Source organism: Streptomyces sp. NPDC030165 (assembly GCF_055573595.1).
Genome location: NZ_JBVIBD010000001.1, coordinates 231,214 through 250,783, shown reverse-complemented (window position 1 = coordinate 250,783; position 19,570 = coordinate 231,214). Strand labels below are relative to the sequence as shown.

The 19,570-nt window shown below is 73.1% G+C and carries 22 protein-coding genes; 14 read left to right on the top strand and 8 right to left on the bottom strand.

What is annotated here, in order from left to right:
- Positions 1-101 precede the first annotated feature (101 nt).
- Positions 102-620, top strand: coding sequence for a hypothetical protein (locus tag ACZ4Z1_RS01100; RefSeq protein WP_468484474.1), 519 nt, complete (start codon positions 102-104; stop codon positions 618-620).
- 20 nt (positions 621-640) lie between these two features.
- Here ACZ4Z1_RS01100 and ACZ4Z1_RS01095 read toward each other — a convergent pair whose 3' ends face one another.
- The 5 genes from ACZ4Z1_RS01095 to ACZ4Z1_RS01075 form a co-directional block, all read right to left on the bottom strand.
- Positions 641-1,336 (bottom strand): HAD family hydrolase, encoded by a 696-nt coding sequence (locus tag ACZ4Z1_RS01095; protein WP_468484473.1) that lies wholly within the window; start codon positions 1,334-1,336, stop codon positions 641-643.
- A gap of 32 nt (positions 1,337-1,368) precedes the next feature.
- The gene (locus ACZ4Z1_RS01090; RefSeq protein ID WP_468484472.1) at positions 1,369-2,046 is read right to left on the bottom strand and encodes a phosphatase PAP2 family protein; all 678 of its coding nucleotides are present in this window, start codon (positions 2,044-2,046) and stop codon (positions 1,369-1,371) included.
- 158 nt (positions 2,047-2,204) lie between these two features.
- Entirely contained in the window at positions 2,205-3,143 is a 939-nt protein-coding gene (locus ACZ4Z1_RS01085; RefSeq protein WP_468484471.1) for a M56 family metallopeptidase, read from the bottom strand.
- 120 nt (positions 3,144-3,263) lie between these two features.
- Positions 3,264-3,890: a DUF5134 domain-containing protein gene (locus ACZ4Z1_RS01080; RefSeq protein ID WP_468484470.1), complete on the bottom strand. Its 627-nt coding sequence runs from the start codon at positions 3,888-3,890 to the stop codon at positions 3,264-3,266.
- A gap of 203 nt (positions 3,891-4,093) precedes the next feature.
- Positions 4,094-4,486 carry a VOC family protein gene (locus ACZ4Z1_RS01075; RefSeq protein WP_468484469.1) on the bottom strand — a complete coding sequence of 131 codons (393 nt, stop codon included), beginning with the start codon at positions 4,484-4,486 and terminating at the stop codon, positions 4,094-4,096.
- 175 nt (positions 4,487-4,661) lie between these two features.
- Here ACZ4Z1_RS01075 and ACZ4Z1_RS01070 point away from each other — a divergent pair, with 175 nt between their 5' ends.
- The gene (locus tag ACZ4Z1_RS01070) at positions 4,662-5,195 is read left to right on the top strand and encodes a GNAT family N-acetyltransferase (protein ID WP_468484468.1); all 534 of its coding nucleotides are present in this window, start codon (positions 4,662-4,664) and stop codon (positions 5,193-5,195) included.
- A gap of 83 nt (positions 5,196-5,278) precedes the next feature.
- Here ACZ4Z1_RS01070 and ACZ4Z1_RS01065 read toward each other — a convergent pair whose 3' ends face one another.
- The gene (locus tag ACZ4Z1_RS01065; RefSeq protein WP_468484467.1) at positions 5,279-5,962 is read right to left on the bottom strand and encodes a glycerophosphodiester phosphodiesterase; all 684 of its coding nucleotides are present in this window, start codon (positions 5,960-5,962) and stop codon (positions 5,279-5,281) included.
- A gap of 853 nt (positions 5,963-6,815) precedes the next feature.
- Here ACZ4Z1_RS01065 and ACZ4Z1_RS01060 point away from each other — a divergent pair.
- The 4 genes from ACZ4Z1_RS01060 to ACZ4Z1_RS01045 all read left to right on the top strand — a co-directional run bounded on the left by ACZ4Z1_RS01060 (position 6,816) and on the right by ACZ4Z1_RS01045 (position 10,762).
- The gene (locus ACZ4Z1_RS01060; RefSeq protein WP_468484466.1) at positions 6,816-8,213 is read left to right on the top strand and encodes a DUF6421 family protein; all 1,398 of its coding nucleotides are present in this window, start codon (positions 6,816-6,818) and stop codon (positions 8,211-8,213) included.
- Between the two features lie 47 nt (positions 8,214-8,260).
- Positions 8,261-9,022, top strand: coding sequence for an SDR family NAD(P)-dependent oxidoreductase (locus ACZ4Z1_RS01055; protein ID WP_468484465.1), 762 nt, complete (start codon positions 8,261-8,263; stop codon positions 9,020-9,022).
- Entirely contained in the window at positions 9,019-10,089 is a 1,071-nt protein-coding gene (locus ACZ4Z1_RS01050; RefSeq protein WP_468484464.1) for a threonine aldolase family protein, read from the top strand. The genes ACZ4Z1_RS01055 and ACZ4Z1_RS01050 overlap by 4 nt, the downstream gene beginning before the upstream one ends.
- A gap of 85 nt (positions 10,090-10,174) precedes the next feature.
- Complete coding sequence (locus ACZ4Z1_RS01045; RefSeq protein ID WP_468484463.1) at positions 10,175-10,762, top strand: transglutaminase-like domain-containing protein; 588 nt, start codon at positions 10,175-10,177, stop codon at positions 10,760-10,762.
- Between the two features lie 197 nt (positions 10,763-10,959).
- Here the strand turns inward: ACZ4Z1_RS01045 and ACZ4Z1_RS01040 are convergent, their stop codons facing one another.
- A complete protein-coding gene (locus tag ACZ4Z1_RS01040) occupies positions 10,960-11,673 on the bottom strand; it encodes a lysophospholipid acyltransferase family protein (RefSeq protein WP_468484462.1) in 714 nt (237 codons plus the stop codon).
- 330 nt (positions 11,674-12,003) lie between these two features.
- Here ACZ4Z1_RS01040 and ACZ4Z1_RS01035 point away from each other — a divergent pair, with 330 nt between their 5' ends.
- The 6 genes from ACZ4Z1_RS01035 to ACZ4Z1_RS01010 all read left to right on the top strand — a co-directional run bounded on the left by ACZ4Z1_RS01035 (position 12,004) and on the right by ACZ4Z1_RS01010 (position 16,697).
- On the top strand, positions 12,004-12,336 hold the full coding sequence (locus tag ACZ4Z1_RS01035) for a thioredoxin family protein (RefSeq protein ID WP_468484461.1): 333 nt from the start codon (positions 12,004-12,006) through the stop codon (positions 12,334-12,336).
- Positions 12,337-12,546: 210 nt separating this feature from the next.
- Entirely contained in the window at positions 12,547-13,071 is a 525-nt protein-coding gene (locus tag ACZ4Z1_RS01030; protein WP_468484845.1) for a flavin reductase family protein, read from the top strand.
- A gap of 274 nt (positions 13,072-13,345) precedes the next feature.
- Complete coding sequence (locus ACZ4Z1_RS01025) at positions 13,346-14,134, top strand: electron transfer flavoprotein subunit beta/FixA family protein (protein WP_468484460.1); 789 nt, start codon at positions 13,346-13,348, stop codon at positions 14,132-14,134.
- A gap of 56 nt (positions 14,135-14,190) precedes the next feature.
- Positions 14,191-15,153 carry an electron transfer flavoprotein subunit alpha/FixB family protein gene (locus ACZ4Z1_RS01020; protein WP_468484459.1) on the top strand — a complete coding sequence of 321 codons (963 nt, stop codon included), beginning with the start codon at positions 14,191-14,193 and terminating at the stop codon, positions 15,151-15,153.
- A gap of 201 nt (positions 15,154-15,354) precedes the next feature.
- Complete coding sequence (locus ACZ4Z1_RS01015; protein ID WP_468484458.1) at positions 15,355-15,819, top strand: ATP-binding protein; 465 nt, start codon at positions 15,355-15,357, stop codon at positions 15,817-15,819.
- Positions 15,819-16,697, top strand: a complete 879-nt coding sequence (locus tag ACZ4Z1_RS01010; protein ID WP_468484457.1) for an RNA polymerase sigma factor SigF — start codon at positions 15,819-15,821, stop codon at positions 16,695-16,697. Before ACZ4Z1_RS01015 ends, ACZ4Z1_RS01010 begins: the two co-directional genes overlap by 1 nt.
- Positions 16,698-16,800: 103 nt before the next feature.
- On the opposite strand, the gene ACZ4Z1_RS01005 is transcribed toward ACZ4Z1_RS01010, so the two are convergent.
- Entirely contained in the window at positions 16,801-17,025 is a 225-nt protein-coding gene (locus ACZ4Z1_RS01005; RefSeq protein ID WP_468484456.1) for a DUF5133 domain-containing protein, read from the bottom strand.
- 302 nt (positions 17,026-17,327) lie between these two features.
- Between ACZ4Z1_RS01005 and ACZ4Z1_RS01000 the strand changes: the two genes are divergently transcribed.
- Together ACZ4Z1_RS01000 and ACZ4Z1_RS00995 are read left to right on the top strand one after the other, a co-directional pair.
- Complete coding sequence (locus ACZ4Z1_RS01000) at positions 17,328-18,572, top strand: FUSC family protein (RefSeq protein WP_468484455.1); 1,245 nt, start codon at positions 17,328-17,330, stop codon at positions 18,570-18,572.
- Positions 18,565-19,566 carry a PP2C family protein-serine/threonine phosphatase gene (locus ACZ4Z1_RS00995; RefSeq protein ID WP_468484454.1) on the top strand — a complete coding sequence of 334 codons (1,002 nt, stop codon included), beginning with the start codon at positions 18,565-18,567 and terminating at the stop codon, positions 19,564-19,566. The genes ACZ4Z1_RS01000 and ACZ4Z1_RS00995 overlap by 8 nt, the downstream gene beginning before the upstream one ends.
- The last annotated feature ends 4 nt before the right edge of the window (positions 19,567-19,570 follow it).

Below are 19,570 nucleotides of genomic sequence, written 5' to 3'. Positions count from 1 at the left end.
CGGAGCCCGTCCGCCGTCTACCGCGCGGGCGGCACCTGTGGCGCAATGGACCAGGCGGGGCCGACGTGGTTCCTGCCGTCGGGAGTTGAGGGAGGGACTGTATGTCCGTCGTGGTGTGTTCGCTGCTCTGGGACGCGGCGAAGCACGGGGCCGGGTCGCAGCAGATCTCGTACGACAGCGACGGGTACCACCTGGTGCGCTTTCCGTACGGGGCGGACGCCGAGTCCTACGACCCGTGGAAGATGCACGACCCGGGCAACGGGGCCGGCACACCGTCCACGTTCCCCGACGCGCGGTCGGGGCTGATCTGGCCCAGCCACGAGGGCTGGGGCCTGCTGTCCGCGATGGTGTTCTGGGCCGCGGACGACCGGCCGAACGAGTACCGGGCGCGGTTCGTACGGGACCCGCTCGGGCCCGGCTACGACTCCACGGGCACCACCGACACGTGGAAGACCGGGGGCGGCCAGTACAAGACGTACCTGTGGCAGATGTTCGTACACCCGGGAACGCCGGTCGGGCTGAAGATCTCCGCGCGCGGCCCCGGTGACGCCAAGGTGCCGGCCGCGATCACGCACGCGCAGTTCAAGCTGGCCATCCACACGGAGGTGCTGCGGCCGTAGGCGGGTGGCCGGTCAGCCGGTCAGCCGGCCAGAGACAGGGCGGGGCGCAGGCCGTCCGGGCGTTCGGCCACCGGCAGGTGGTCCACGGGCAGATAGCCGCAGCCCAGTGCCGTCGCGCCGCCGTCCGCCGTCCGGTCGTCACCCACCATCAGGACGTCCGTGGGAGCCAGCCCCAGCTCCTCGCACGCGATCGCGAACAGCTTCGGGTCCGGCTTCTGGACGCCGTGCTCGTACGACAGGACACAGATGTCGACGAAGCGGTCGAGACCGTGTGCGCGGAGCACCGGCCGCAGGTCCCAGCCGATGTTGCTGACCACGCCGGTGCGGATGCCGCGCCGTCGCAGCTCGCCCAGGACCTCGGCGGCGTCCGGGTACGGCGTCCACGCGGCAGGCGTCATGTGGCGGTCGTACAGCGCGTCGTACAGCGCCTCGTCGGGCAGCGGCACCTGCCGGGCCAGCCCGGTGTACAGCTCGCGGTGCCGGCCGGCGCTGCGGTCCCGGGCCTCCCAGAGCGCGGCCAGCCCGGGCGGCAGGCGCACCGGCGAGGAGCCGCCGGGCAGCGCGCCGGCGCGGCTCAGCTCCGCCGCGAGGCGGACCACCTCCTCCTCCGCGAGGTCCGTCCCCGTCCCGGCCAGCACCGCCCGCAACCAGCTCTCCGGCGATTCGATGCGCAGCAGCGTCCCGGAGAAGTCGAAGAGCACACCCTTGATCGTCATGAGGCCATCCTGGCGTGCCCGGCGGCCCGCCGTCATCGGCGCGTCCGGTACCGGCGGGCGTACGCGGTCGCCGCGGCCGCCACCAGGGCCCCGCCCAGCAGCCAGCCGCCGGCCACGTCCGTGGCCCAGTGGACCCCCAGGTAGACGCGGGTGAGGCCGACACCCGCCACGGACACGCCGACCAGCGCCGCGGCGGCCCACCACCACCGCCGGCGCACCCCGTACAGCCGCAGCAGCCACAGCGCCAGCCCGCCCGCCACCGCCGCCGTCATCGCGTGCCCCGAAGGGAAGGCGGCGTAGTGCGCGGAGTCGACGGGGTCCGGCCACTCCGGGCGGTGGCGGCCCACGAGCGCCTTCAGCACCTGCTGCAACGCCGTGCCCACGGCCGCCGTGACCGCCACCCAGCAGCCGAGCACCCACTGCCCGCGGCGCAGGAGCACGACGACCGCCACGGCCAGGAGGGCACGCAGGGTCCACGGGTCCCACACCCAGTCCGAGAAGACCTTGTTGACGGAGGTCAGTCCGGGAGCCGTGACGGCCGTGCGGTGCAGGGACGTGGCGACGGCCCGGTCGAAGGCGAGCACCGGGCCCCACCGCGCGGCCACCAGGGCGAGGAGGGCGGCGAAGGGAAGGAACAGGAGGAGAGCGAGGCGGAGGGAGCGGCGTGGCGAAGGGGACGGCCTGGGGGGAGCGGCGGGTGCGGGGAGCATGGGGGAATCTTCCCGGAGGTGTGTGGCGCGGGGCCAGGGAGCCTTCGTACGGGGGTGTGTTCGTACGCCCGCGTGCTCACGGCCGGAGCAGGTTCGGGCCCGGTACCGCTTCAGTACGCCCGTACCTCCTCGGCGTGCCACCCCCGGCACGCCGCCCCTCAGTACGTCAGCGCGCTCAGCCCCGGCATGAACGTCACCAGCAGCGGGACCGCCGGGACGAGCGCCGCGACCGCCGTCATCCGCAGGCGGCGGCCGGGGGTGAAGCGGGGGGCCGGTGCCAGCAGCCGGTGCACCCGGTGCGGGACCTGGGCGCACTGGGCGGGACACGGGCCGAACACCCCGCGGTCCTCGTTGAGTTCGACCAGGGCCAGGGCGATCGTCAGGCGGCCGAAGCGGCGCGAGGCCACGTCGTCGGCGGCCAGTTCGACCAGCCGGTGCACCTGGTCGCGGAACGCGGCGAAGACCGGGACCTGCGGGAAGCCGGCCGCGAGCGCGGAGGCGCAGTACAGCAGCACGTCGTGGCGGGCCCGCGCGTGCCCCTGCTCATGGGCGATCAGCGCATCGAGCTGACGGCCTTTCAGGCGGCGCAAAGCCGACGTGGTGACGACCAGTTGGGGCGTGGCGCCGTGCAGCCACCACGCCTCGGGGCGGTCGCCTTCGAGGACCACGAGCCGGTCGCCGGACGGTTCTTCGCCGGGCAGCAGCGGGGAGCGCCGCAGCAGGTCGCCGCGCCGCTGCCGCCGCCGGGCACGGGCGCCGCGCACCTCACGGGTGAGCATGACGGCCGTCCACGCGCCGCCGCACGCCAGTACCGCGGCCAGTACGCCGGACCAGGGGCCGTACGTCTTGAGCGCGTACGCCTCGACGACGACGCGCGGCGCATGGCCGAAGAGGTGACTGCGCACGGCTTCCCACGCGGCGGCACCGAAGAGCGACATCGCCAGGACGCAGCACAGCAGTACGGCGGCGACCACGCACTGCCACACCCACAGGGCGAGCACCGGCTCGCGGTCGGGCCATTCGGCGCGGGCCATCAGGCGCGGCGCCGTCGCCGCAGCCAGCGCGCCGAGCAACATCAGCGCGAGAGGGACCATCATGGACGTCAGCCTATGAGCGCGCGGCTACGGCGGGGTACGAACCCGCGGCGGAAGTGACGTATACCACCGACGTCCGAGGCGGGTGATGCTCAGGAGAGGCCGTTCCTTCGCGGCATCCGCCTACAGGGTCAGCAGCATCGCGAACATGCCGATCCCCATCGCCACCCGGCACGCTCCCACCACCTCCGGCCAGGCGGCCCGCACCGGGGCCGCCGGGCCGCTGTCCCCTGTACCGGGAACGGCCGGCGTGCCCGGAACGGCGGCCGTGCCGGGAATCGCCGCCGGTGCCAGCCGCGCACCGGCGACGACGACGTACACGGCGTAGTACGCCAGCAGCAGCGCCGTGAACACCGGCAGGCCGCCCGGACCCGTCGCCCCCATCTGCTCCATGGACCCCGCGTGCACCGCGTGCCCGCCGCCACCCGGCCCGGTCCCGGGGCCGGGCACCATCGCGAGGGACATGTAGACCATCGCCGCCGCGCCCATCGCGTGGTGCGGGTGCCGCCGCAGCAGCGCCCACAGGCCCGCGGCGCCGAAGACGGCCGCGAACACCCAGGGGGACCAGGACGGCTGCACCACGGCCGAGGCGGGCACCGCCATCGCCGCCATGCCCAGTCCCATCAGCGCCTCACCGCGTGCTTCCCGCCGCTGCGCGGCCGTACCGCGCCGCACGCTCGACAGGCAGTACGCGCCCGCTCCGGCACACAGCAGTACCAGCAGCCAGCCGACCCATGGCGGTCCGTGCACGGCGTCCTCCCCGAGAGCCCGTACGGCGGTCGCACGCGGCGCGGCGCCGTGCGGCCCGGTACAGCGGCATCGTGCCCCGTTGCGGGGCCGCGGACGCCTTCGGCATCGGGAGCGCACGGGCGCACATGGGGAGCGTGGCCGCGTACCCGGCCGCACGGGGCGTCCGGGTACGGCCGAGAGGACGGAGGCCGGCGCCTGGAGGGTCAGATGCCGGGCCGGTACCGCAGCGGGTGGTCCGCCGGGACCTCGGTCAGCACGATGCGGTGGCCGTCCGGGTCCGCGATCCACATCTCGATCAGGCCCCACGGTTCCTGCACCGGCGGGCGCAGGATCTCCACTCCGCGGGCCGCCAGTTCCCCGTGCGCCGCGGCGGCGTCGGCCACCTGGAGCCACAGTTGGAGCGTGGACGTAGGGGGTTCCGGGGACCGGCCGGAGACCTCCAGGAAGCCGCCGCCGAGGAAGTAGACCGTGCCGCGCTCCGGACCCGTACCGAATTCGCGGTAGACCTCCAGCCCCAGCGCGCTGCCGTAGAACTCCCGCGACCGCTCGGGGTCGGACGGCCGCACCAGCACCCTGCTGCTCAGTACATGCACCATGCCGCGGACCCTACGCCTCCGGGCGCGGCAGATCACGGGGGCGTCCTGCCGGAACCCGCCCGGTACCGGACGGTGCTCCGGTTGCTCTTGTTAGCCTCCGGTACGGCCGTACCGCGCGGCGCCCCGCCGTCCGCGCCCGTGCCGCCGCGCCGCATGCCACCGAGAGGACTTCCCCATGACGACCGTCGAGCTGACCTACAGAGCCGCCACCGAAGCTGACGTCCCGGCAGTCGTCGAGCTGATCGAGTCCGCCTACCGCGGTGACGCGAGCCGGGCCGGCTGGACCACCGAGGCGGACCTGCTGGAAGGGCAGCGCACCGACCCGGAGGGAGTCACAGCCGTCGTGCGGGACGCGAACAGCCGGCTGCTGCTCGCCGAGAACGCGGGCGGGATCGTCGCCTGCTGTCAGCTCGAACACCGCGGTGACCACGTGTACTTCGGGATGTTCGCGGTCCGCCCGACCCTCCAGGGCGGCGGCTTCGGCAAGGTCGTCATGGCCGAGGCGGAGCGCACCGCGCGCGCCGAGTGGGACGCGGCCGAGATGCGGATGACGGTCATCCGGCAGCGTGCCGACCTGATCGCCTGGTACGAGCGGCGCGGCTACCGGCGTACCGGCCGTATGACGCCGTTCCCGTACGGCGACGAGCGGTTCGGCATCCCGCAGCGCGCCGACCTGGAGTTCGAGCTGCTGGTCAAGACGCTCGACTGAAGCGACGGGCGGGCCGCCGTCCCGAGCGGCCCGCCCGCCCGCGCCGTACCGCTCCGCCCCGCCGCGCCGCGCTCCTGCGCGCCTCAGGCCGTGAACCGCACCGCCCGCCGGATCTCGGGGAAGTCGGTCACCACGCCGTCCAGCCCCAGCCCGCGGCTGAGCCGGAGCTGGTCGTGGGTGTTGACGGTCCAGCCGAGCACGCGCAGCCCCGCCGTGTGCGCCCGGTCGACCAGCTCCAGGGTGAGCCGGCGGATGTCGAGGGAGAGTGCCGTGGCCCCCACCGCGAGCGCGCGGTCCACCACGTCGAGGCCGTAGTCCTCGGCGACCAGAGCGGTCCGGACGCCCGGCAGCAGCCGGGAGACGGTGGCCAGCGCCTCGTCGTGGAAGGAGATCACCTCGACCCGGGTGGTGAGGTCCCGGGCGCGCAGCACGTCGGCGAGCGCCCGGGCGGCTGCCGCGTCCTTGATCTCCGCCTGGAGCGGCGCCCGCACCGCGTCCACGATCTCCTCGAACACCGGCACCCGCTCGCCGTCGCCGGCGTCCAGCTCGCGCAGCTCGGCCAGGGTGCGGTCGGCGATCGGCCCCGTCCCGTCGGTCGTGCGGTCCACGTCCGCGTCGTGCATGACCACGAGCGCGCCGTCCTTGCTCAGGTGCAGGTCCAGCTCGATGACGTCGAGACCCTCGCGTTCGGCGCGGACGAACGAGCGCAGGGTGTTCTCCGGCTCGACGCCCATCATCCCGCGGTGTCCGATGGTGAGAAAGGACAAGGCTGCCTCGTTTCTGTCGGGGGTGCCGGCAGACCGGTACCGGCCGCGGGCCACGGCTGCCGGACCTGTACCGGGCGCGGGCCCGCCGGCTGCTCTCGAAACGGCGCACAGCCTAACGGGCGCCCGAAGGGGCGGAACCGATGTCGGACAGCGCTCCGACGTGGCCGGAACGGGGGCTTGTCAGGTCCGCGGCCGCACCCGCCGGGACCGGGAATTCCGGGGCGTTCCCGGGGCTCGTGACGGCCGGCTCCCCGGCGCCGGGCGCCTGCCGGGGCGCCGCGCCCCCTCCGTCCGGGGCTTCGGCCCGGAATGCGGCTCACCCGTGCGTGGGCGAGTCCTCCGTACGCTGACGCGGCGGGCCGACGGGGCGGCACGCGGTGGCCGTGGCGGCCCGCGCGACGGGCCGTACTGACAGGAACCGGTCAAGAGTGACGTGTGGGCGCCGGAGGGTGGCGGAGGCGCCGCGCGGGGGTCGAGTGCCCCTGAGGCCCAGTTGGCGGGCCCGGCCGCCGGGTGCGCGCAGCGGGCCGTACGTGACGGTGCCGTACGGGAGCGGCGCGACGGGCGGACGGGAATCGGCCGGAACCCCCCGCCTGCCGGAGGCCGGACGCCACCCCTGGGCGCCCGGCGGCCGCTCTGCGCCGGATGAGGCGACCGTTCCGGGGTACGTGCTGGAGGAAGCGCGGCGGGCGTCACCCCGCCTGACAGAAACTTCCGCTTCCTGTTCGACCGACAGGAAAAAGATTCGTGACCATGGGGGTTTGGCAGAAGATTTTTCCTTGGGGCTCTTGAGGTGGCGAAGGTCCCCTGGATACCGTGTCCGCACAACAGGATCTCCTGCCGGAGGGTAGTCATGACGGAAATTCTTTCGCCTGTGGGTGCCCCGGGGGGCATCGGGACCGCAGAGCGTGTGGTCGAGCACCCGGCCTGGCCGGTGCTCAAGGACGCCATCGAGACCATCCGCCCCTGGCAGTCCAAGGACGGCTCGATCGACCTTGACGCCGAGGGCGCGCCCGCCGCCGACACCGTCCGGCGCGAGGTCGAGCGCGCCATATCGGCCATCGAGGAGCTGGCCCCGCTGCTCCCGCACGACGCCGCCTACCACCGGGCGCTCGTGGGGGACCTGCGCCGCTGGGCCGACGGCGGCTTCGCCGTGCCCGACTTCCTCGACTCGCTGCTGGCCTTCCAGCCCGCGCGGCAGCGCGTCGACGGCCTCCAGCACCTGGTCGTCTTCCCCATGTACACGCAGAACGGCAACCCGGACCGCAACTTCGAGGCGGTCGTGCTGCGCATGGTCTGGCCCGAGTGGCTGGCGGAGCTGGAGCGCACCCGCTACGACAACCCGCTGTTCTGCGGCATCACCTTCGAGGACTTCACCGCCGGGTACGACACCAACTCGGCCGTCCTGTTCCCGGAGACCATCGCCGTGCGCGAGGCGCCCGAGCGCTTCACCTGGGGCGGCATCTTCTGCGACCGCGAGGCCGCCCGCTTCCGCCGGGTCAGCGAGGCCGCCGTCGAGACGCTGGGCGTCGAACTGCCCGCCGACATTCGCGAGATGCTCGCCGACCAGGACCGCTGCCAGCAGGCGTTCGTGCTGTGGGACATGGTCCACGACCGCACCCACAGCCACGGCGACCTGCCGTTCGACCCCTTCATGATCAAGCAGCGGCAGCCGTTCTGGATGTACGGCCTGGAGGAGCTGCGCTGCGACCTGACCGCCTTCAAGGAGGCCGTCGAGCTGGAGAAGGAGGGCTACCGGCAGGCCCGCGACGTGCAGTACGCGGTGATCTTCGACCGGATGTTCCGCTTCCCCGTCACCGGCGACCGGGTGCGCAACTACGACGGCCTCGGCGGCCAGCTGCTCTTCGCCTACCTGCACCAGCACGACGTCGTACGCTGGACGGACAACACCCTCCACATCGACTGGGAGCGCGCCCCGCAGGTCACCAACCAGCTGTGCGCCGAGATCGAGAAGCTCTACCGGGACGGCATCGACCGCCCCAAGCTGGTCCACTGGTTCGCCGCGTACGACCTCGTCTCGACCTACCTCGCCCCGCACCCCGGCTCCGTATGGGCCAAGGGCCCCGACGCGCTCGACCTCGGCAAGCCGCCGCGCAAGCTGGTCGACGACGTCCTGCCGGACGAGTTTCCGCTGAGCATGTTCTACGAGGCCCTCGCCAAGAAACTGCGCGGCGTGATTGCCTCCACCAAGGGCATCACGGCCGGCAGCGACGTCCTGGCGGCAGTGTGAGCGCCGGCGGCGCACCGGGCGGGCCGGAGCACGAGGAGACGAGGAACATGAGTACTGCGACGAACGGCCAGGGACCGCTGGAAGGCGCGGTCATCGCGGTGGCCGGGGCGGCGGGCCCCGCGGGACGGGCGACGCTGCTGCGGCTCGCCGAGGCGGGCGCGACCGTGGTCGCCTCCGACGCGGACGCCGCGCGGCTGGCGGAGGCCGTGGACGCCGCGCGGTACGCGCACGGCGGCGCCACCGTCACCGGCGACACCGTGGACCTGCTGGACCTGGACGCGACCCGCGCCTGGGCGGACCGCACGGAGAAGGAGTTCGGCCGGATCGACGGCCTGGTGCACCTGGTCGGCGGCTGGCGCGGCTCCGCCTCCTTCGCGGAGACCGACCTCGCCGACTGGGACCTGCTGGAGAAGCTGCTCATCCGTACGGTCCAGCACACCTCGCTCGCCTTCCAGGGCCCGCTGGAGCGGTCCGGCAACGGCCGGTTCCTGCTGGTCAGCGCGGCCGGCGCGAGCAAGCCGACGGCCGGGAATGCCGCGTACGCCGCGTCCAAGGCGGCCGCGGAGGCGTGGACGCTCGCCCTCGGCGACGCCTTCCGCAAGGCCGGGGGCGAGGGCGGCCCGAAGGCGGCGGCTGCGATCCTGGTGGTCAAGGCGCTCGTCAACGACCAGATGCGCGCCGAGCGCCCGAATGCCAAGTTCGCGGGCTTCACGGACGTCAAGGACCTGGCCCAGGCCGTCAGCGGCGTCTGGGAGCGGCCCGCCCAGGAAGTGAATGGACAGCGTCTGTGGCTGACCCCCGAAGCGTGACCGAACGGCAGACCGACGCCAAGCGGCGCCACGACCTGACGGTGCGCGGCTTCGCCAGCGACAACTACGCGGGTGCCCACCCGGAGGTGCTGGCGGCCCTCTCCCTCGCCAACGGCGGCCACCAGGTCGCCTACGGCGAGGACGAGTACACCGAGCACCTCCAGCGGACCATCCGCAGCCACTTCGGGCAGACCGCCGAGGCGTTCCCGGTCTTCAACGGCACCGGCGCCAACGTCGTCACCCTCCAGGCGATGACCGACCGCTGGGGCGCGGTGATCTGCGCCGACAGCGCGCACATCCACGTGGACGAGTGCGGCGCCCCCGAGCGGGTCGGCGGCCTGAAGCTGCTGACCGTACCGACCGAGGACGGCAAGCTCACCCCGGAGCTGATCGACCGCGAGGCGTACGGCTGGGACGACGAGCACCGCGCCATGCCGCAGGTCGTCTCGATCACCCAGAACACCGAGCTGGGCACGGTCTACACCCCCGACGAGGTGCGGGCCATCTGCGAGCACGCGCACGAGCGCAACATGCTGGTGCACCTGGACGGGTCGCGGATCGCCAACGCGGCGGCGTCGCTGGACGTCCCGATGCGGGCGTTCACCAACGCGGTCGGGGTGGACGTGCTCTCCCTGGGCGGCACGAAGAACGGGGCGCTGTTCGGCGAGGCCGTGGTGGTGATCAACCCGGACGCGGTGCGGGCGATGAAGCACGTACGCAAGATGTCCATGCAGCTCGCCTCCAAGATGCGCTTCATATCCGTGCAGTTGGAGGCGCTGCTCGCCCGCGACCTCTGGCTGCGCAACGCCCGGCACGCCAACAGCATGGCCCAGCGGCTCGCCGCCGGCGTCCGCGAGGTCGACGGCGTGGAGATCCTCTACCCCGTCCAGGCCAACGCGGTCTTCGCGCGGCTGCCGCACGACGTCACCGAGCGGCTCCAGAAGCGCTACCGCTTCTACTTCTGGGACGAGGCGGCGGGCGACGTCCGCTGGATGTGCTCCTTCGACACGACGGAGGAGGACGTGGACGGTCTGGTGACCGCCCTGCGCGAGGAGATGGGCCGCTGACCGGGCACGTCCTAGGCTGAATGGCTATGCACCCGGACGGAAAATCATTGGCTTCCGGCCGGGCGCACAGCTATGTTCGTACGCCATGGAGCTGATCCAGAACGAGCACGACATCTCCGCCTACCTGGTCGCCGACGCGGTGATCGACCACGAGCACGCCCGCGTGCGGGACACCGCACGTCGCCTGCGTGCCTCCGCGCCGGACGCATACTCATACGCCAAGGCAGCGTTCGAGTACGTCCGCGACACGATCCCGCACAGTGCGGACGCCGGGGACCCGCGGGTCACCTGGCGCGCCTCCGACGTCCTGGAGCAGCGCACCGGCATCTGCTTCGCCAAGTCGCACGCCCTCGCCGCCCTGCTGCGCGCCGAGGGCATCCCGGCCGCGCTCTGCTACCAGAAGCTGGACACCGCGCACGGCCTGATCGCGCTCAAGCTGCCGGGGGAGCGCTGGGCGCGGCAGGACCCGCGGGGGAACAAGCCCGGTGTCGACGCGCAGTTCCGTCTCGGCCGGGAGCAGCTGGCCTGGCCCGTCCGTCCGGAGTGCGACGAAGTGGACTATCCGGTACTGCTCGCCGAACCGCACCCCGCCGTACTGCAATGCCTCCGGGAAGCCGCCGACCGGCCTCATCTGTGGCGGCTGCTCCCCACCGCCCTGGCGGGCCTGTCGTAGCGCCAAGGCGCTTCTGATGGATCTCCGTGGCCTCGCGACGCCCGGCACGCACTCTCGCCGCACGGCGTGAAGGGACAGGTGGCTCCGCCACATGACCCTTCACGCCGCACTCCCCCAAGCTCTTCGAGCAGGGGGACCCCCGAGCGCAGGCACCGAACGCCGCTCGGTGCCCTCCACGGAGATCCATCAGAAACGCCTCAGGCCGTCGCCCCGGGTGCCGGGGCCGTGCCGCCGAGGTGTGCCGGGATCCACCAGGTGTCGTCCGGGCCCTTGGGGCGGACCGGGTACGCGCGCTGCGCCGCCTCCAGCAGGTCCTGTACGCGGGACCGCAGCCGGTCGGTGATCTTCTCCGTATGCTCGTCCGGCGCGGCCTCGACCGGCTCGCCGACCCGGATGGTGATGGGGAAGTGGTTGCGGCCCAGGTCCCGCTTGTGCCCCTTGGTCCACAGCCGCTGGGTGCCCCACAGCGCCATCGGCAGCAGCGGCACCCCCGCCTCCTGCGCCAACCGGGCCGCACCCGACTTGAAGGTCTTCAGTGTGAAGGACTCCGAGATCGTCGCCTCCGGGAAGACACCGATGATCTCGCCGCCGCGCAGCGCGCTCAGCGCGTGTTTGTAGGCGTGCACGCCCTGCGTGCGGTCCACCGGGATGTGCTTCATCGCCCGCATCAGCGGCCCCGACACCTTGTGTTTGAAGACCGACTCCTTGGCCATGAAGCGCACCAGGCGCTTGGCGGGCCGGGCGGCCAGCCCGCAGAAGATGAAGTCCAGGTATCCGATGTGGTTGCTCACCAGTACCGCGCCGCCGCGCCGGGGAATGTGGTCGGCCCCGGCGATGTCGAATTTCAGGTCGAGCGCCTTGAACGCCGCGCGGGCGGCGCCGATGACGGGCGGGTAGACGAGCTCTGCCATGTCGGGGACCCCTTTTCTGTGCCTGGGGAGGGTTCTCCCGGCAATCAAGTTACGCAGCCGTAAGTATGCGGCTTTCGGGAGATCGTGCCCGATCGGCGGCCCAGGGGCCACCGTACGGGACGCCGCTGCCGGGAGATTCTCGTCACGTGTCGGTCATACCGTCCAGCTGCCCTCCGCGGCAGAAGGTACACCTGGCTCCGTTACGTGGCGGGAATGAATCCGGCCCCGCGGACGCTGCACCCGTCGACGACAGGACCGATGGTGCGCGGCGCCGGGCTCATGACAGCGGGCTTTCCCGGTGTCGCGCACCGCCGCGAGGGAGGGTGACGGGTGCCGGGGCAGGACGTGGGGACGCGGCTGGGTGCCGCCGAGGTGGGCGCCGGGCTGGGGGAGCGGGCCACGCTCGTGCAGTTCTCCAGCGCCTTCTGCCAGCCCTGCCGGGCCACCCGGCGCACCCTGGCCGAGGTGGCGGGCATGGTGGACGGTGTGGCGCACGTCGAGATCGACGCGGAGGCGCATCTGGACCTGGTGCGGGCCCTGCGGATCGACCGTACGCCCACGGTGCTGGTGCTCGACGGGGACGGCGCGGTGATGCGGCGGGCCGCCGGGCAGCCGCGCAAGGCCGATGTCATCGCCGCCCTGGGGGATGCCGTCCGTGATTGATCTCCCAGAAGCCCGGCGGCACTTGACTGCCCGGCACACGCATCGTCAAGGTGACGTCATGCGGTCAGGCCCCCTCCTTCCCGGACGCGCGTACGTGGACCTCCGGCGCACCGGCGGCGTGCGCTGTCCCGGCGCGTGAGCAGCGACGACTTCGGCTGCGCCGGCGACGGCGCCGCTCCGGCCCGTACACCACGGCAGAAGGACATCTCCATGACGGCACCGGCCGACCTCGCCACGCCCCGTTCCGCCACCCCCGACCTGCTGCGCTCCGTCTTCCGGCAGCACGCCGCCGGCGTCGCCGTGATCACCGCGGCCGGCGCCCGCCCGGTCGGCTTCACCGCCACTTCCGTGACCTCGGTGGCCGCCGACCCGCCGCTGGTGTCCTTCGGTATCAGCACCGGTTCCTCCAGCTGGCCGGTGGTCTCCGAGGCGGGGTACATCGGCGTCCACATACTGGGTGAGCACCAGCAGGAGCTGGCCGCCACCTTCGCGCGCAGCGGCGCCGACCGGTTCGCCGCGCCGACCTCCTGGCGCCCCGGTCCGCACGGTGTGCCGCTGCTGGACGGGGTGCTGGCCTGGCTGGTCTGCGAGGTGGTGGCGCGGGTGCCCGCCGGTGACCACCGGATCGTGCTCGGCCAGGTCGTCGAGGGCGACCCGGAGGGGTACGCCGGTACGGCGGGCCGCAGCCGCCCGCTGCTCTACCACGAGGGCCGCTTCAACGCGCTGCGCGACTGAGCCGGCGCGGGTGTCCGCGCGGGCGCCCGCCGCGCCGTCGTCTCAACGCTTCACGCGCCCCGCCGGTTCCGTTTCCGGGCCTCCTGCACCTCTTCCGGCTCCGTTGGCAACGTCACAGTTCAACGGCCTTGCTTCCGGGGAATGGGGTGGATGTACTGGCGAGTAATATTTCGGTGGGCGCGGGGAACCCGTCCGACCGGAAGCCGCCCCAACAGGCGCCTATGCTGCCACCACAAGGCAGTTCGGAAGAGTCGAAGCAGGTAGGAGAGCCGGCGTGAGCCTGAGGATCGTTGTCTGTGTGAAGTACGTGCCCGACGCCACCGGCGACCGGCACTTCGCCGAGGACCTGACCGTCGACCGCGACGACGTGGACGGCCTGCTCTCGGAGCTCGACGAGTACGCGGTCGAGCAGGCCCTGCAGATCAAGGAAGCCGCCGACGGCGACGCGGAGATCACGGTCCTGACCGTCGGCCCCGAGGACGCCAACGACGCGCTGCGCAAGGCCCTGTCGATGGGCGCCGACAAGGGCGTGCACGTCGAGGACGACGACCTGCACGGCACCGACGCGCTCGGCACCTCGCTCGTACTCGCCAAGGCCGTCGAGAAGACCGGCTACGACCTGGTCGTCTGCGGCATGGCCTCCACCGACGGCACCATGGGCGTACTGCCCGCGCTGCTCGCCGAGCGCCTGGGCGTGCCGCAGGTGACCCAGCTCTCCGAGGTCTCCGTCGAGGGTGGTGTCGTCCGGGGCCGCCGCGACGGAGACACCGCCACCGAGCAGCTGGAGGCGTCGCTGCCGGCCGTCGTGTCGGTCACCGACCAGTCCGGCGAGGCCCGTTACCCCTCCTTCAAGGGCATCATGGCCGCCAAGAAGAAGCCGGTGGAGTCCCTGGACCTGGACGACCTGGACATCGAGGCGGACGAGGTCGGCCTGGAGGGTGCCTGGACCAAGGTCGAGGAAGCGGCCGAGCGTCCCGCCCGTACCGCGGGCACGATCGTCAAGGACGAGGGCGAGGGCGGCAAGCAGCTCGCCGAGTTCCTCGCGGGCCAGAAGTTCATCTGAGCCCCGGCAACCCGTCCTCACCACCGCCCTCACTTTTCCCGCAGGAGAGCAATCCCATGGCTGAAGTCCTTGTCTACGTCGACCACGTGGACGGCGCCGTCCGCAAGCCCACCCTCGAACTGCTCACCCTCGCCCGCCGCATCGGCGAGCCGGTCGCCGTGCACCTGGGCCCCGGCGCCGACACCGCCGCCACCACGCTCGCCGAGCACGGCGCGGTCAAGGTCCTGACCGCCGACGCGCCGGAGTTCGCCGAATACCTGGTCGCGCCGAAGGTCGACGCGCTCCAGGCCGCGTACGAGGCCGTCTCCCCGGCCGCCGTGCTGCTGCCGTCCTCCACCGAGGGCAAGGAGATCGGCGCCCGCCTCGCGGTCCGCATCGGCTCCGGCATCATCACCGACGCCGTCGACCTGGAGGCCGGCGACGAGGGCCCGGTGGCCACCCAGTCCGTCTTCGCGGCCTCGTACACCACCAAGTCCCGCATCACCAAGGGCACCCCGGTCATCACCGTCAAGCCCAACTCCGCCGCCCCGGAGGCCGCGCCGGCCGCCGGCACGGTCGAGCAGCTCACGGTGACCGTCGCCGACGCCTCCAAGGGCACCAAGGTCGTCTCGCGCACCCCGCGCGAGTCCACCGGCCGCCCGGACCTGACCGAGGCCGCGATCGTGGTCTCCGGTGGCCGTGGCGTCAACGGCGCCGAGAACTTCCCGGTCATCGAGGCGCTCGCCGACTCCCTCGGCGCGGCCGTCGGCGCCTCCCGCGCCGCGGTGGACGCCGGCTGGTACCCGCACACCAACCAGGTCGGCCAGACCGGCAAGTCCGTCTCGCCGCAGCTGTACATCGCGGCGGGCATCTCCGGCGCGATCCAGCACCGCGCCGGCATGCAGACCTCGAAGACCATCGTCGCCGTCAACAAGGACGCCGAGGCGCCGATCTTCGACCTGGTCGACTACGGCGTGGTCGGCGACCTGTTCGAGGTCGTCCCGGCCCTCACCGACGAGGTCAAGGCCCGCAAGGGCTGACCCGCCGGGCGCGGCAGGACCGTGCCGCGCCAGTGACAGGCCCAGGGCCCGTACGCAGCCGCGTACGGGCCCTGGGCCTGTCCGGGGACCGCGGGGCTTACGTCCCGCACGCGGGGACGTTGGCCCCGGGTTCCGCGCCGCCCGGCGGGCACACCGAGGGTGCCGGAACCCGACTGCGGAACCGAAGGGAAGACCCGCACGATGTCCCTGCCCCAAGCCCCTGCCGAAGCCGCCGCCGAATCCCCCGCCGACGCCGGCGTCCGTGCCCTGCGGATGCGCCTGCCGACCGGCCCCCAGGCACCGCGCCTGGCCCGGGAGTCGGTCTGCGCCGTCCTGGACCCCGACCGCTACGCGCTCGGCGACGGCCGGAGCTGTCTGTCCGAGGTGGTCGCCAACGCCGTACGCCACTCCACCGCCCCCGACATCCCGCTGATGCTGATCGGGGAGGGGGACGGCAGCCTCTTCGCGGCGGTCCGGGACACCGCCCGTACGGTGCCGATGACCACCGGGGCCGAGGGCGGCACGCTGTCCGAGGACGGCCGCGGCCTGGAACTGCTCGGCGCGCTCGCCGACGGCTGGGGCTTCGACCGGACGCGCTCCGGGAAGTGGGTGTGGTTCCGCGTGCGCCATCCGCGCTCGGCCGCCGACGGGCAGGTGGCCGCGTGATGACCGACCTCGCACCCGAAGTGACGACCGGGCTCGCACCCGTACGGGACAGACCCGCGACCGGACCGGCAGGGCTGCCTGAGCTGGCGGACCCCGGCGCCGTCACCCCGCAGGACGCCCGCGAGGTCTCCCAGCTCTTCTTCGAGCGGCTGGCGGAACTCCCGGAGGGCGACCCCGCCCACCGGTACGCGCGCGACTGCCTGGTCGAGATGAACCTGGCCCTGGTGCACTACGCGGTCCGCAGGTTCCGCAGCCGCGCCGAGGAGACCGAGGACATGGTCCAGGTGGGCACCATCGGGCTGATCAAGGCAATCGACCGGTTCGACCTCGGGCGCGGGGCGCCGTTCAGCGCCTTCGCCGTGCCGTACATCGTCGGGGAGATCAAGCGGTATTTCCGGGACACCAGCTGGGCGGTCCACGTGCCGCGCCGGCTCCAGGAACTCCGTATCGACCTGGCCAGGGCGCGGGAGAGACTCGCGCACGGACTGAACCGCGCGCCCACCACCGCGGAACTGGCCCAGCACCTGGAAATGGACCAGGACGACGTCATCGAGGGGCTGTACGCCGGAAACGGCTACTCCGCCGATTCCCTCGACGCCCCGCCGGACGACGGTGACACGCATTCCGCGGGCGGGACGCTCGCCGCGTACCTGGGGAGCGAGGACCCGGACTTGGAGAAGGCGGAGAACGTGCAGGCGCTCAAACCGCTGCTGAAGGATCTGGAGGAGCGGGACCGGCGGCTCCTCCAGTTGAGATTCGGAGCCGAGCTGAGCCAGACGGAGATCGGCAAAGCCCTCGGAATCTCGCAGATGCAGGTCTCCCGGCTCCTGACCCGTATTCTCGCGGGCCTGCGGGAGAAGATGCTGGAGGCGGGCTGAGGGATGCGGCCGGTGGCCGGCCCGCGCGAGGACTGACCGGCCACCAGCCATGTATTTCGGCCCGCCTCCTGCTCCAGGGCAGGTGGCGGGCCGATGCGCGTTCTCAGGCCGCTCGCCGGTATCCGGCGTCGTGTGCGCGCAGCAGGCGGCGGGCTTCGCGGAGGGCGGCCGCGGGGTCCCGGTGGCCGGTGTAGACGCCGAGGGTGTAGGACACGTCTTCCAGGCGTACGGACACGGGACCGCCGTCCTGGGCCGGAGCGCCGTCCTGGGTGAGGTGCTGGTGTTCGTGGACGAGGTCCCGCAGTACACCGTAATTGATCAGTCGCATGATCTGTCCTTTTCTGCGCGGTGGGGAGATGGGGGCGGGGGATGCCGCCGCCGTGGAATTCCTCCCCGTCGGCCTGCTGCTTTCCCGGTGCCCTGTGGACGAGGCGAGCGGCGGGACCTTCGTCCCCGGATGAACGGGACCTCTTTCCGTCGAGCGCAGCCGAACGCCCCCATTTCCCGCTGAAACCCCATTTCGCCGTCAAGGCCCGCATAACCGGCACCCGCACCGGACAAGACAAGGTTTCGGCGGCCGTCACCGAAGGCCGCGGACAGCGATGCGGAGCGCGGACGGAAGGGGTGCACGTGCGGGAGGAGAACACAGCGCCGCCCGGGCGCCGGGCGGGCGCCGCACACGTGGTGGTCGGGCTGGCGCGGATCCGCGACGGGCCCTGGGCGGTCCGGTGGCTGGTCGCCGTCCGGGCCAGCGTGGCGGCGGCCCTCGCCTGGCAGCTGTGCCGCAGTGTGTGGGAGACGCCGCAGCCCGGCCCGGCGGTCGTCGCCGCGCTGCTGGTCGTCCATCCGACGGTGTTCCGGTCGTGCACGGCGGGGCTCCAGTACGCCGCCGGGTGCACGATCGGCGCCCTGATCGCGCTGCCCGCGGCGGTCCTCGTCGGGCCGACGTGGCTGAGCATGAGCGCCGTCCTGCTGCTGTCCCTGCTGGCCGCCGGACAGGAACGGCTCGGCGCGCACGGACTGCACGTACCGATCACCGCCGTGTTCGTCCTCCTGCTGGGGCCGAGCCACGCCGGGGAGATCGTGCCGCACATGCTGGAGATCGGGGTGGGCATCGCGGTCGCGGTCCTCTTCAACGCTCTGCTGCCCCCGCCGCTGCGGCTGCGGGCCGCGGAGTCCGCCCTGGACCGTCTGCGGGACGAACTGTCCGGCGTGCTGGACTGCATGGCCGCCGCGGTACGCGAAGCACGGCACCCTGACGACGTCCTCGACCCGCAGTGGCGCGCCCGTATGGCGGACACCGCCGCCAGGGCCCGCAACGCCCTCGGCCAGGCGCACGAGAGCCTGCGCTGGAACGTGCGCGCCCGGAACCGGAACGCCGTCTGGCACCTGGACCGCAAGGTCCTGGAGAGCCTGGAGCGCGTGGCGCACGACGCGGAGGCGGTCGTCGGCGCGCTCGACGACCTCGCGGCGGAGCGCCCGGCCGAGGCGGTGGGCGGTCCGGGCGGAGCGGCGGACGCCACGGGCGCAGTTGCGGGGACGGACGCGTGGGACCGGGAGTTCCGGGCCGGCTGTGCCCGGCTGCTGACCTGCCTGGCGCTGTGCGTCCGCGGATGCCGGGGCGGCAGCCCGCACCCCGTCCTGCCCGCGACCCGCCGGGTGTGGCGGGAACTGGCCGAGCGGTGCGGCGACCGGCACGACAGCCTGGACGCCCGGATGGCGGAGTGCCGCCTCCTGATGCTCCTCGACCGGGCCCTGCGCGACGTGGCGGGTGGCCGCAGCCGTACGGCGCGCCCCGCGCGCGGCCGTACCGCCGAAGCCTCCGCCACCACCACCGAACTCACCACCACCGCCAGGGAAGAAGTACATGCGTAAGAGCCTGTGTCCGTTCCCCGGCCGGAACAGCGCGCGGCGCCGGTTCAAGGCCCTGCCGCCGCGCGCGCTGTTCGCCCTCGCCTTCGCTCTGTTCGTGCTCGCGGTCGTGGCCGTGGCGACCGGTGCGCCAGGGACGCGCGGGGTCGCGGCCGGGCCGGTGTCCGCAGCGGCGGTGTGCACGGTGCTATCCGCGGCACCGGCCGCTCTCCTCGGCGGCGCGGTACGGCGGCGTCGGCAACGCGCGCTGAACCGGGCCGACACATCGGCCGCGACCGCACAGCGGGTCCTGCTGCGGCCGCTCCCCGGACGGATCGGGGACCTGCGCCTGCGCGGCACCTACCTCCCGGCACGGACCGCTCCCCGCAGCGGCGGTGACCTCTACGACGCGGTGCGCAGCCCGTACGGCACCCGTCTGCTCATCGGCGACGTACGGGCCAAGGGAATGCTCGCGGTGGAGGCGTCGGCGCTGCTGCTGCGCTCCTTCCGCGAAGCGGCCTATCAGGAAGAGCAGTTGACGGAGGTGGCCCGGCGGCTGGAGGGCGACGCGCGGCGGCACATCGCGCGGCTGCCGGGCGCCGAGACTCCCGAACGGTTCGCCACCGCTCTGCTGGTGGAGATCCCCGCCGAGCCGGTGGCCCGGGTGGTCCACTGCGGGCACCCCGAACCCCTGCTGGTCTCCGGCGGAGAGGTACGCGCCTGCCTGCCGGAGCGGCCCGGCGCGCCCATCGGCATGGCCGATCTGGTGGGGGCCGGGCACACGGTCCAGACGCTGCCGTTCCGGGCGGGGGAGCGGCTGGTGCTGCTCACCGACGGGTTCACCGAGGCACGGGACGCGGCGGGGCGCTTCCAGCCGTTCGCCGACCGGGTCGGTGAACGGGCCGCCGCGCCGCTGGACGATCTGGTGGACGGGCTCCGCGCGGACCTGGTCCGGCACACGGGCGGGGAACTCGGGGACGACGCGGCGCTGCTCGTCGTCGACCGCGTCCCCGGCTGACCCG

Coding starts and splice junctions, on each gene's coding strand:
- ACZ4Z1_RS01100 (WP_468484474.1), top strand. CDS start 102: ATGTCCGTCGTGGTGTGTTCGCTGCTCTGGGACGCGGCGAAGCACGGG.
- ACZ4Z1_RS01095 (WP_468484473.1), bottom strand. CDS start 1,336: ATGACGATCAAGGGTGTGCTCTTCGACTTCTCCGGGACGCTGCTGCGC.
- ACZ4Z1_RS01090 (WP_468484472.1), bottom strand. CDS start 2,046: ATGCTCCCCGCACCCGCCGCTCCCCCCAGGCCGTCCCCTTCGCCACGC.
- ACZ4Z1_RS01085 (WP_468484471.1), bottom strand. CDS start 3,143: ATGATGGTCCCTCTCGCGCTGATGTTGCTCGGCGCGCTGGCTGCGGCG.
- ACZ4Z1_RS01075 (WP_468484469.1), bottom strand. CDS start 4,486: ATGGTGCATGTACTGAGCAGCAGGGTGCTGGTGCGGCCGTCCGACCCC.
- ACZ4Z1_RS01070 (WP_468484468.1), top strand. CDS start 4,662: ATGACGACCGTCGAGCTGACCTACAGAGCCGCCACCGAAGCTGACGTC.
- ACZ4Z1_RS01060 (WP_468484466.1), top strand. CDS start 6,816: ATGACGGAAATTCTTTCGCCTGTGGGTGCCCCGGGGGGCATCGGGACC.
- ACZ4Z1_RS01055 (WP_468484465.1), top strand. CDS start 8,261: ATGAGTACTGCGACGAACGGCCAGGGACCGCTGGAAGGCGCGGTCATC.
- ACZ4Z1_RS01045 (WP_468484463.1), top strand. CDS start 10,175: ATGGAGCTGATCCAGAACGAGCACGACATCTCCGCCTACCTGGTCGCC.
- ACZ4Z1_RS01040 (WP_468484462.1), bottom strand. CDS start 11,673: ATGGCAGAGCTCGTCTACCCGCCCGTCATCGGCGCCGCCCGCGCGGCG.
- ACZ4Z1_RS01030 (WP_468484845.1), top strand. CDS start 12,547: ATGACGGCACCGGCCGACCTCGCCACGCCCCGTTCCGCCACCCCCGAC.
- ACZ4Z1_RS01020 (WP_468484459.1), top strand. CDS start 14,191: ATGGCTGAAGTCCTTGTCTACGTCGACCACGTGGACGGCGCCGTCCGC.
- ACZ4Z1_RS01015 (WP_468484458.1), top strand. CDS start 15,355: ATGTCCCTGCCCCAAGCCCCTGCCGAAGCCGCCGCCGAATCCCCCGCC.
- ACZ4Z1_RS01010 (WP_468484457.1), top strand. CDS start 15,819: ATGACCGACCTCGCACCCGAAGTGACGACCGGGCTCGCACCCGTACGG.
- ACZ4Z1_RS01005 (WP_468484456.1), bottom strand. CDS start 17,025: ATGCGACTGATCAATTACGGTGTACTGCGGGACCTCGTCCACGAACAC.
- ACZ4Z1_RS00995 (WP_468484454.1), top strand. CDS start 18,565: ATGCGTAAGAGCCTGTGTCCGTTCCCCGGCCGGAACAGCGCGCGGCGC.